Here is an 11,402-nt window from a genome sequence, read left to right as displayed (position 1 = left end):
TTGGGAATGGCGAGTTCATCCATGACCTTCTTGTCCGGCCGAAGTATCGCAACAAGGGCTACGCGACATGTGCCCTACATGCAGCGGAAGCGTGGGCGAGCGCGTTGGGTATGCTACCCATCGACCTTGGACACGACACGGGTGCTCATCGTCTTTACGAGAAAGCTAGATATCAGGCGACGCGTATCCGTATGACGAAGGCGCTTTCTTAGATGCCGTAATAGTAAATGACCCCTCTGCCAACGTCCGCCGTCGAGAAAGTGGATTCGCCTCTACGAGAATACGCATCCGCCGACAGTGAAACCTGACGCTCGCGATCGCAGCGGTCTGGTCCGGACGGCAGAAAAGTAACCTAAAACTGCCTCACTGGCGGCGACACACGAACGTCAACTATGGCCGAGTTGCGCGCGTAGCGCGTCCGTCAGGTTCCGGAGCATTGCGGCCGCTTTAGGGTAGCCCGTCGGAAATGTGTCACCGCTTCGCCAGGAAATGGAGAACTTTCGTTCGACGCCGCCGGCCAACCGTTTGCTCTTGTCGAGGAACCCCTCGATGGGTCGCGAGAAGACGGCAATACCGGTTTCCGGTTCGCAATGAAGCGCGCCAGCACGCACCGCCGGTTGTCGAGTTTCGTGGCTGAGCAAACAGTCGGCGCATTCCCCGCGGCCATATCGAAGCCGCGGGGCCGCACTCTTCTCCTCACTACCCCGATCACGCCTGTTCTTTCGTGACGCGTGAAAGAATACGCCTATTCTGAAACCCGCCGTTACGCAATCTGACGGGCAAAACAGCCTCTATTCGTGAAGACAGGACGAAGCTTGCAACGGGGGCATCCTCATGGGGCAGTATGGAGCCAAGGCGATCCTCTCAACGAACGGCGAACTCCGGCAAACAATTGCCTTTTGACGGGTTGCGGACGGCGTCCCCAGTCTGGATCGTCGACGTGCCTCGTCGTCGGCTGACGCCCGAACGTACCGCGGCATGGTGCAGAATTCGGTGATAGGTCATTGCGCCACAGCCCCAACCGCACTCATGGTGGCGCGCAGCTGCGTGACACTCAGTTCGATGCGGGTCGTCTGGTTTGACGCCCCGTTCAGAACAGTGATGCCTGACGCGGATCACGGGCGGGCGGTCGCGAAGCGTTAGCCGCCTTGCGACTGCGCGCGGACCCGCGCCGCTGGGCGACACGGCGCAAATGCGCGATCAGGGACACGGTCTGCATGCCCGCCGTGAGCGTAAGTGCAAAGTGTCCGATGTCTCCCGGCGCACCCGGGCGACAGGCGCGCAGCGACGGCCGCAGTGAAAGGCGTCGCGCGCGGGCGATTAACTGGCTGCGGCGCATACCGGGCCAGCAATCCGCGACGAACTGGCGGACGGTGGCGGGCAGTGACTCGGGGGCGACGTCGCCGGGCAGCGCCAGGGCAACGAGTTCAAATGCATCAGCCATCGTGTAACACTCTCCTTCTCCAACGTCGTGCGAAACAGGCCGGCGAACATTTCTGCCTATGGCCTCGCGAAGCCGTATCTGCCATCCGGTTCGGATCTTGCCACAAGTCGCGATATGAATAGCGCCGCTATCTATGCCTGATCATCCACTACAGTCTGCGCCACCGCCTTGATGTTGCAGGAGGCGTCAATGCCTGCAAACGCTTCGTGACCCTGTGCACGACTAAGCACCGCGCTGGATCACAGCAAAAAGATCGAAGCTTTATTCAAAATCATCATCTCGCCAGGACGTGGCGACGGTGGCAGCCCTCCATCCGGTGAACACATGCCACGGGATGCTCGAACTCTGAAAGTTGCAATCCACAAAAGGTGAGCTAGAATCAGGTGCATTCTTCACCAAAGGATCGCTCACCATGCAAATGCAAAGTTGGGTAGGAACAATCGAGCGCGAATGGCATCAGTTGCGCCGCGCCGACCCCACCCTCGACGTCGAAAAGTTTTCCCGTCACGTCATTGCAGCAAACAAGACTGGCTTCCTGTCAGCCGAGTCGATCGCCGCCATCGCAAATGCGCTTCTCACCAGCACGCTCAGTCGCGCGCCGGACCTGGGCCGCCGGCTACTGGAGCGCATCGGCACAAACCGGCATCCGGCCTGGCGAATGGCAATGGCCATTTCTCTCGTCACACCAACGGGAGGCGAGGCGGACCTTGAGAAGGGTAATGTGATTTTCGAAGATGTGATGAAGGATGAGACCGCGGACGGTCATCTTCGCGGCATGGCTGCCGCCGCGCTGGCCGATAGCGCCCGACTCGGGCGGGGCATGCAGGCCGACGTGAGCCACGCGCTCTCGCTTTACGAGCAGGCCATCAAACTGGGGCACAAGGCCTCAGCTCACAATCTCGGGCTGTTCTGGGAGGGCGCGTGGGGTGCAGAAGACCGGAGCGGTATGCCGGACCGCACGAAGGCTATACAAAGTTATCGACGCGGTGGAGATGACATGCGTTGCCAACGCCGTCTGGCAGCGCTGCGGTGAAGCAGTCCCACCGCCTGCGAGACGAGCCGGAGGACGAGGTTAAGAGGTGAAACCGCTTTGAGATGGCCGCACCTATGCGCCCGCAGGCAAACTGGTGCCGCGTCTGCCGGCGCCCGGACTGAAGCGTTCAGATCCATACCTAGTCAGAACCTCACGCGCCGCCGGGCGCCTTCGTGATGACACAGGCACTGTCACTATCGGCGGCCTCTCCCTTGGGACTTGCGTCAGGGATTGGCGACATCCGGCACTCCACAGACTTTCCCGTCAATGGATACGCCGACATTACGGAGAAGAGTCTCCTCCTGATGCGAGGGCGCGCATGGTTTGAACGCAGGTCTGCGCGAAATGAAAGGGGACGGGATCTCGGCGTCAATCGGCGAGCAGGCTTTCCCGATCGATACCAGCGATACGATTCAGCGAGGCGCGTGTGAGCTTCCCTGGCGCGTCGGATGGCGGCGGGCAAATGCGTCACCGACGGTATGAGCGCAAATATGCCTGGCAATTCGAACCATTCGAGCCTGAAGAACCAGCTGGGCTTTTGCGCGGCTTGCTGTGCAACTGACCCATCCCCTGACCGCGGACGGATCAACCGTCGGTGGGAGCCTTTGCGCTGAATGTGAGAGAGCCGACGAATCAATCTTCCATCGCCTCCCTGATATGCGACGGTTTCCGGTGACCGGCGGAAGGCAGACGATGCGATGCCTCACAGGTCGGGCGCAATCAGACTGAGACTGGAAGATCGGGACGTGGGCGCAGTGTCGTGTTGTGGCCCGGCTCCCGCGTATATTTTCGCGGCAGACCGTCGTTGACGCGCCAAATGCCAGCATCGCCTCATTTATAATTCAAAAGTCAGCACGCCAATCATCGCAGGAGCCCTACTTTATGAGTCAACCCCGCGGACGATATGCGGGATCCCGGGACAGCGGCCAGCGCCAGCCTCGTCACCCAAAAAAATCTCCGTCCACCCGGCCGAGACAACCATACGTCAATGCACCTGCCCGGGACCCTGCCCAGACGGCCTCCATTTTCAAGACACGGTCGTTCCAGTTTCTGGTCGATACGGTGGGCGCAGAGAATATCGCCCTGGGACTGGGATCGAACATGGCGCGGGTGGCCGAACTCACGAAGGGCGAGAGATTCACGCCCGAGACCGCCTTTCACATGGAAACCACGCTTGGGTTGCCTCACGGCTTTTTTGACCAGCCCAATCCAGCGCTTGCGCCCGAAACCATCGCCCGCCTGAAATCACCGCTCGACTTCATTCAAACCGACGACGAACCGGAAGCAGTGTCGGAAACACCTGAACCGGATTTCGCCCTGAGCGGCGACCAGCAATCCGATCCTGAAACCAGTTTGTCCGAGGAAGCGCAAATGCCGAAGAAAGCAACGGGCGGGTCGCCCAAGGCCGTCAGGGACAGTCGAAGCCGGATGGCCGAACCGTCTGCCCCTCATGCACCAAAAAAAAGCTTGCCCTCGAAACAGCGGATATCGGCTGCAACAACCCAACAGCGACCCTTGGCACTAGACGACAGCGAAGAGCTGGAAAACATTCGACGCACCAACCTCCATGTTCTTACGGGTCGCATCGGATCGAAAGCAAGACTGGGTGTAGTCATGGCGATGAGCGGATCCAACATGGCCCATCGGCTATATGGCAAGAAACGACTGGACAGTGTCGAAGCAAACCGTTTCACGGAGCGACTTTGTTTGCCCGCTGGCTGGCTGGACACGCCGCGCTCCGAAGCCGAAATTCCGGAGTCGGTGTCGCGTTTGCTCACGCCCGCTTCGCGCGGCCGTGCCTCCGTTGAACAGAACGAGCCGCACGCGGCCGCGACGACGGATGGCGTGCCAGCGAAGCATGCCGATGCGAAGGCGCGCACGGGGCGCGCACGAGCGGGCGTCCGGATCGGGCCGGAAAGCGCCTCACCTGTTTCGCCCGGGATCACAGCAGAGAAACAACCGGTAGCGGTCAGCCAGCAGGATCATGACAGCGACGCTCCGGGGGTGCTTGTGGGGCGCCCAGCAGAAGAAGGTAATGGCGACGCGCCGGCAGCTACACTGGCAAGCCTTGAGTCGCTTCCAGCCGCTGAAACCCCGCAGCAATCCCCCATCCCGCTCCCTGCTTCCGTGACCAGCCTTGAGAATCTTCAGGGTATCGCGCCGATCGCGGAAGCATTGATCAAGACGCTGGCAGGTAAGGCGCGCACGGGTCGACTGGACGAACTGAAGGCGCTGCAGCTTTTGCAGCAGGCAGTGCTCCTGTGAGTCGGCGGTAGCGTGCTACGACAGATTCTGCAATGACGCGTGAAGCGCATCGGGATAGCCTGGCCCCGGTGCGCGAGGAATCGCCCTGTTCCTGAACGACGGTGGACCGTAGCTCAATGGTCGAGAAATTGCCTGAGCTTGTCGACCCGACCCGGGAGCATCCGTTTTCAGACCACCTGCTTTCGATCTGCCGGATCCGTCCGCGTGCCAGGTCGAGCTTTGTGCCCTGCTCCTCGAACGTATGGTCGGGCGCTGTTTTGAGCGCGGAACGCGTCCGGAGCACCTGCGCTTACGCGGCAAGTGTGCATCGAGCGCCTCATCGACCGCGACAAGGTTAGAAAACATGCTCACCGCACTCCGAGATGAAGACGGCCATCAACGATCAGGTATCCTTACTTTACACCTACAGTCTTTTCGCACTGTCCCGACAAAGGTTGCTATGAAAATTGCTCCGGATCTGCGTCTGGAACAGGCGAGCTGGCAGTGCCGGCGAGGAATTGCCGGAGGCGGCGTTCTGCGCTGATTATTTTGTGGAGGGGTGCGGTGGCGAGTTGCGCATCGCGCAAAGCCAGCAGGCTCTCAAAAATGGGAACGGCGTCTTTAGCGAGCACCCACTCGTTTGCTGCATGGGCCAGTTCCAGGGCGGCCTCCACGGCATGTTCCGCAGTCTTGAAGCGTCGGACCGGTTCGTTTCCGTAACCGTCCTCCTGGAGAAACCATGCGAGGTACACGGTTCGCATCAGTTCATTAAACAGGTGTCCGTTGCCATGACCGTCGCGGCAGGCAACAAGCGCAAGATGGGAGGTCAACGATTGCTCCCGAACCGACGCCTGGTCCATCGGCAATAACATCGCTTTCGTGAGATGTTTTCGTGGTCGCGGAACACCTGGCCCGCCTCGCCTTGAACTCATGTCGTCTGAAAATGTATGTGTGACAGTGCGACTATTCTAACGAGGTCTTCTCCGCGATCGGCGATTCTGGCGTCGCGAGTCTCTCGCCTTCCGTCTTCTCTCCGCGATAGTCCGTGCTACCCGAGCAGACCTTATCCGGGGGACGACGCTGGCGTAATGTGGTGAGTTACAAATTCATTGAATTATTTTCGCCGCGCAATAAAGTGCTATGTGTGGCACGGACACGAGGACGGGTGATGAGCGGAAGCGGACGGCCCAAACGGGAAGGCGCTGACGTTGCGAGCGCGTATCGTGCTGGCCTGTGCTGAAGGGATGGAAAACAAGACGGTCGCGGCGAAACTGCAACTTACCCTGCATACTGTCTCTAAACGTCGCGCGCGAATTGTCGCTGACCGTGTGGACGGACTGTTTCACGCGCCACACCCCGGTGCACCCAGGACAATGGAAACATGCATGTCGGCGCGGCTATTGCGGTGGCTCAACCAGGTCGAACGGTGGTTCGCTACGCTTACCGAAAGGTGTCTTCGTCGCGGCACGCCTGGTTCGACGCGCCGGCTCGAAGATGCAATCCGGCAATACCTTGACGTCTACAACGCCAAACCCCAACCCTTCATCAGAGCGCGTGCCGACGGGATCCTGGCTAGTCTCGAGCGGTTTTGTGTGCGGGTTCAGAAGGCCGCAGGATGAATGTCATGAATATCGATACCGACGCAATCGACGAAGTCGCCTTGGCACTTCTCTACTTGACGCTGCACGATCAGTACCGCGCCTGGAAGGGCTTCGACTGGGAGGTGCTGAATCGCCTTTACGAAAAGGGCCTCATCTGCGACCCGGTCAACAAGACGAAGTCGGTGGTCTTTACCGAGGAAGGGTTATGTGAGTCCGAGCGCCTATTCAGGCAGCATTTCGTTATCCCGGACCGCACGAACGGCTGATGTTACGCACTTCTAAGTAATCACAGTAGCGACGCTTGCGCGCACGATCGCTGTGCACGTAGATGTACAGCCGCTCGTAGAAACCGCGCGGCTCGCGCTGGGCAGTGACTTCAACATCGCATGGTTGATGCCGGGTGAGTCCCTCGTTTCGATTCTGTGGAAGTTCGCATGCGCCAACGCGCTGCCTGGGGATGTGCTCCTCCGTATGATGAGCCCCGATGTTGATCCGCGTGACGGCGTCGCACCACGGCCGGACGCTATCGATATTGCGCTCCTGCGCCACCTGGCGAGGCTACCCAGAAAGGTATTGGATGCATCGTTGATCGATTCGACTGTGCATGAGCGGTATCACACGGTCTTCCGGTATTGCAGGCAGTCGTAGGACGTAATAAATCTGTCACCGGCCCTCCCCAGCAACCGGGGGCAAGAACGCGCGCATGTTGACACTTTTATTGCCCTTTGAATCGGCATGAAAGTGTCAACTCACGTATGTCCGTATTAAATTTGCCAACTCGCCTCCTACACTTCAGATCCCGTCGGTAGGAGGCCGATCTCATGGCGGATACCCTTCACGCGACCGGGCCGGTCGCGCTTGGTCGTCCACGCGGCGCACACCGATTCGAAGCATTCAGCCCCAAGCTCGCGCGCCGGGTCATGTTCTACCGTCGTGCGTTGCTTGAACAATGGTTATTGTTCGAGGCAAACCCGAAGGTGATCACCTTCTGCGAGCGACCTGGCTACGTGCTGATCAACGAAGACCGTCATCTCGCTGATTTCTGGGTGCGCTACGTTGATCGCGAGGAGTTGGTTGTACTAAGCGAACTGCTTTGGGGATCCGATTTGGACGCATCACACGCTAAGGTTGACGCTGGCACCGCAGAAGTCAGGCTGGTCGCATCGGCTGAACTCGCTGCGGCCCGTGCGTGGACGGACAACTGGCAGCGCATCCTCCCATACCTCGTTGCGAACCGGGGCGTTGTTCCGGCAACGTTACCGCCGGTCATCGTGCAATTCGTGGAGGAGCCACGCCGACTGCTCGATATTGAGCGCGAGTTCGTGACGAGCGACCCGGTGATCGTTCGCGCTGCCTTGTTCGGCCTGCTGCACAGCGGTCACGTCACCGCGTCGGCACTTCAGACGCAACCACTGTCACTGCTCACTTCCTTCGTAGCGTTGGAGGCGTCATCATGAGTCGCCGCAAGCCGGAGTTGCAGACGATTGATGTCAACGCCTGGCCCGCTGTCGCCCATACCGAGCTTGACGAACCGGTCCGCCGCAAGTTCGAGGCGCGGCGGCAAGCCATACTGCGCTACATCGCCGGCGAGCCGATCAGGGCCATCGAAGTTTCGACTCACTTCAATCGGCGGCAGTTGTACCGCTGGCTTGAGCGCGCCCAGACAGTTCACCCTGACGGCCGCCCCTTCGGCTTCCGCGCGCTCATCCACTACGTGCGCATCGCGGAATATGCGCGAGTGCGTGATGTGCAGGTGCGCGGCGAGTGTGGCAGCCGCGGGGCAGCTGGCGCGCTCGCCCAGCTTCTCGAACGCTACCCGACGTTGACAGGGTGGCTGCTGCTTCAGGTAAAGCAACGCAAGGTGTGGCTCGAGCAGGTCCATACCGACGGGCACCTGCGCACGCGTCTGCGCGGCCTGCAGTCTCTACACGACAATTTCCTGCGGCAATGCCGGTCAGTCGGGTTGACGGCGGCCGACTACCCGCTGAACACGGCCGACCATGCGATCCGCTCGCTTTCGCGACGGGTGAAGGCGGAGCTGCTGCGAAGCTTCGGGGCCGCTGCACACTCCGCCGGCGCCACGCATCTCAAAGGCCTGCCGCGTGTTGACGACTCCGGTCCACCCGCAGCGGTCCGACCATATCAGGTCGTCGAGTTCGACGGTCACCGGCTGGACGTACGCCTCAAGGTGGTGGTACGTGATCCGCTGGGTTTCGCGCATGAATTCGAGATGGAAAGAGTCTGGCTGCTGGTGATCATCGACATTTGCACGCGTGCCGTGATTGGGTATCACATAGCATTAGCCACAGAATACAGCCGCTACGACGTCATCAAGACTATCGAGAATGCATTGACGCCTCACTGCCCGCGAACGTTCACAATACCAGGCCTCACCTATGGACCGCAGGACGGCTTTCCGTCAGGGAAGATGCCTGAACTGGGCTACGTGACCTGGGAGTGGATCAGGCTCGACAACGCGAAGGCCAACCTCGCCGACGAAACGATGACGGCGTTGTGCGAATTCGTCGGCTGCCTCGCTGATGCCGGACCGAAACACTGCCCGGACGAGCGGCCCTATATTGAACGCTTTTTCGGCACGATTGCCAGTCGGCTGTCTTCACGGTTGCCGGGATACACGGGTTCTCATATACGCGACCTTCGCCGGGCGCTGTCGGATCCCAAAGGCGATCTGCGTCTCTACGTCTCCCTTGATGAACTGGCGGAACTCGTTGAGTACGCCATCTCGAGCTACAACGGCACACCGCACCGCGGACTCAACAACGCGACTCCGCTTGAAGCGATGGAGTACCTCGTGCGCGGCCGCGAAATGATGCTCGTCTGGCTGGCCGAACACCAGCGCAGGACGCTCTGCCTGATGCAGTCGGCACGGCAGTGCCGCGTGCGGGCCTACCTTCAACAGGGCGTGCGCCCGCACATCAACCTGTATGGCGTGCGCTACACCAACAGTGTTCTTGCAACGAGTGCGCACCTCATCGGTCAGCATCTGCTGATCTACATGAACGCCGACGACCTGCGCTCCGTGCGCGCTTTCCTCTCCGACGGCATGGAGCTCGGTGTACTCGAGGTGCAAGGCGCGTGGCGTGTGGTGCCGCACAACCTCAAGCTGCGTCAGCAGATTCTCAAACAATCGGGCAGTCGGCGACGCAACGCCAGCCTCGGCCTCAACCCGATTGAAGCCTACGTCGACGAGAAGATGAGACAGGCGAAGAAGACCCGCAAGGCTGCGACGGAACTCGCTCATGCGGCGCAATTGCTCAGATCGGCACCGACTGTGCGTACTCCCGTCGGTCCGCCCCGCCCGCCCGGGACAGATTCCGTCATCTCGGACACAGCGCCAGGGATGGATACGCAAGCGACCACGGTCAACGATTTTAAGCAATGCACCCTGGTTCGCCCGCGAAAGCTTTCGATCGGTACTGGTCAGGTCTTTTAACTCCGCTGTTCTAGCTGCGAGGTGTGTCATGTCGCTTCAGATTCCGCGTCCGGTCGATCCATCGCTGCACCCACTCGTCACCGGCAACTATCGCCTTGCCACCCCTGCGATCGAGGCGTTCTATGAGCTCGTCACGCGCTGCCTGCGCTATCGCATCATGGGCGCGCTCATCTATGGGCCATCGCGGGTTGGCAAAACGCGGGCCATTGAATACGTGCGGCTGCTCCTCGCGCGTCAGTACCCAAAGATAACAACTTATCATGCGCAGTGCGAGCACAAGCCGCGGCATGCAGAGGGGCCCTTCTTCGCGACTCTGCTGGAGGCGGCGGGCGATCACGCACCCAACGCCGGCACCAGTTCGGCCAAACGTTCGCGCCTGTCATTGCGTATTCGCGAGGCAGCCGCGCGCTCGGGAAGCAATGCTGTGTTCATGTTCCTCGACGAGGCCCAGAGGTTCAATGAAAATGAATACGAGTGGTTGCGAGACGTGCATGACGTACTTGATCGCCAGCAGATCAAGCTCTTCACGTTTCTCGTCGGGCAGGAAGAACTACTCGCGCAGAAGACCGCATTGCAGCTTGCGGGCAAGACGCAGATCGTCGCGCGCCTCATGGTCGACGAACTCGCGTTCTATGGCATCCGCAATGCCCAGGACGTCGCGACATGCCTGAATGGGTACGATCAGACGGCCTACCCCGACGGCACGCCCTGGAGCTTCACACGCTTTTACTTGCCAGAGGCGTTTGACGCCGGCTATCGCCTGGTGAGCGACGCCCGTCAGCTGTGGCAGACGTTCGAGGCCGCACATCACAAGGCGAGCTTCCCGGCAACCTCGATTTGCCGATGGAGTCGTTCGTCCGCGCCGTCGAGATTGTCCTCAAGGAAAGCGAAATCAAGGATGCGCCGGGTTACTGCCCGGAGCCGGCTTTGTGGACCCACGCTGTTCATCATTGCGGCTATATCCAGTCCCGCCATGCAACCGGACGCGTGCTCGCAACAGCGTAGTTGTAAGGCACATCAGACGCTGCGCTATCCGATTCTGACCTTTGACGAATGGCGGTCCGGAAGGCCAGCGGACTGCGAGTTCAGGATCGATTGGCTCCTGCCGGGCGAATCGCTCGTTTCGATTCTGTGGAAATTTGCGTGCGCCAATGCCCTGCCAGGCGATGTACTGATGCGCCTGATGTGCCCCGACGCTGATCCACTCGCAGGGGTGGTCCCGCTGCGAAGCGCGCTCGCTCTCACTCAACTTCGCCGGCTGCTGCGTCTGCCCGAGCCCGTGTTGCGCACATCGTTGCTCGACAGGACGCCGGGCGACCGGTACCACGCGGCTTTCAGGTATTGCCGACAGTGTGCGGCTCACGGCTACCATAGTGTGCTGCATCAACTTGCGGAGGAAGATTGGTGTGCAGCCCATCAGGAAAGACTTCGCACTCGCTGTCCGCAATGCAGTCGGCAAAGTCCGTTCATGATCAACAGCAGTGGATAACGTCAACTACAACGTCCGATTGCGCGACAACTATGATGGCCGGCGCATTGACTCAGGTTTTTTGTTACCGAGCTAGGCTCGTTGCCTCAAGTATTTTGCTACCTGTCAGACGGCTGGCGGGAGCGACTTATGACGAG

Annotated in this window: 10 protein-coding genes; 8 read left to right on the top strand and 2 right to left on the bottom strand. The window is 60.2% G+C overall.

All coding sequences use genetic code 11. The features are described 5' to 3' along the window. The first annotated feature begins 17 nt into the window (after nt 1-17). Complete coding sequence (locus tag B0G73_RS42055; protein ID WP_106286380.1) at nt 18-212, top strand: GNAT family N-acetyltransferase; 195 nt, start codon at nt 18-20, stop codon at nt 210-212. A gap of 878 nt (nt 213-1,090) precedes the next feature. On the opposite strand, the gene B0G73_RS39150 is transcribed toward B0G73_RS42055, so the two are convergent. Beyond that, nucleotides 1,091-1,444: a hypothetical protein gene (locus B0G73_RS39150; protein WP_106286379.1), complete on the bottom strand. Its 354-nt coding sequence runs from the start codon at nt 1,442-1,444 to the stop codon at nt 1,091-1,093. Nucleotides 1,445-1,856: 412 nt separating this feature from the next. On the opposite strand from B0G73_RS39150, the gene B0G73_RS39145 reads away from it, so the two are divergent. Both B0G73_RS39145 and B0G73_RS39140 read left to right on the top strand, forming a co-directional pair. Beyond that, nucleotides 1,857-2,477, top strand: a complete 621-nt coding sequence (locus tag B0G73_RS39145; RefSeq protein ID WP_106286378.1) for a hypothetical protein — start codon at nt 1,857-1,859, stop codon at nt 2,475-2,477. Nucleotides 2,478-3,359: 882 nt separating this feature from the next. Next, a complete protein-coding gene (locus tag B0G73_RS39140; protein WP_106286377.1) occupies nt 3,360-4,742 on the top strand; it encodes a hypothetical protein in 1,383 nt (460 codons plus the stop codon). A 437-nt stretch (nt 4,743-5,179) separates the two neighbouring features. Here the strand turns inward: B0G73_RS39140 and B0G73_RS39135 are convergent, their stop codons facing one another. After that, nucleotides 5,180-5,551, bottom strand: coding sequence for a hypothetical protein (locus tag B0G73_RS39135; protein WP_258194175.1), 372 nt, complete (start codon nt 5,549-5,551; stop codon nt 5,180-5,182). A gap of 378 nt (nt 5,552-5,929) precedes the next feature. On the opposite strand from B0G73_RS39135, the gene B0G73_RS39130 reads away from it, so the two are divergent. The 5 genes from B0G73_RS39130 to B0G73_RS39105 all read left to right on the top strand — a co-directional run bounded on the left by B0G73_RS39130 (nt 5,930) and on the right by B0G73_RS39105 (nt 11,265). Continuing rightward, complete coding sequence (locus B0G73_RS39130) at nt 5,930-6,340, top strand: helix-turn-helix domain-containing protein (RefSeq protein WP_374956942.1); 411 nt, start codon at nt 5,930-5,932, stop codon at nt 6,338-6,340. 5 nt (nt 6,341-6,345) lie between these two features. Next, nucleotides 6,346-6,588 (top strand): DUF6429 family protein, encoded by a 243-nt coding sequence (locus B0G73_RS39125; protein WP_106286387.1) that lies wholly within the window; start codon nt 6,346-6,348, stop codon nt 6,586-6,588. A 555-nt stretch (nt 6,589-7,143) separates the two neighbouring features. Next, nucleotides 7,144-7,779 (top strand): hypothetical protein, encoded by a 636-nt coding sequence (locus B0G73_RS39115; protein WP_106286375.1) that lies wholly within the window; start codon nt 7,144-7,146, stop codon nt 7,777-7,779. Then, nucleotides 7,776-9,776, top strand: coding sequence for an integrase (locus B0G73_RS39110; RefSeq protein ID WP_106286374.1), 2,001 nt, complete (start codon nt 7,776-7,778; stop codon nt 9,774-9,776). Before B0G73_RS39115 ends, B0G73_RS39110 begins: the two co-directional genes overlap by 4 nt. Before the next feature lie 28 nt (nt 9,777-9,804). Then, the gene (locus B0G73_RS39105; protein ID WP_258194173.1) at nt 9,805-11,265 is read left to right on the top strand and encodes an ATP-binding protein; all 1,461 of its coding nucleotides are present in this window, start codon (nt 9,805-9,807) and stop codon (nt 11,263-11,265) included. Nucleotides 11,266-11,402 lie beyond the last annotated feature (137 nt).

This window comes from Paraburkholderia sp. BL25I1N1, assembly GCF_003002025.1.
Lineage (GTDB): Bacteria > Pseudomonadota > Gammaproteobacteria > Burkholderiales > Burkholderiaceae > Paraburkholderia.
The sequence above is the reverse complement of the archived record's forward strand: the minus strand, read 5'-3'. Positions and strand labels throughout refer to the sequence as shown.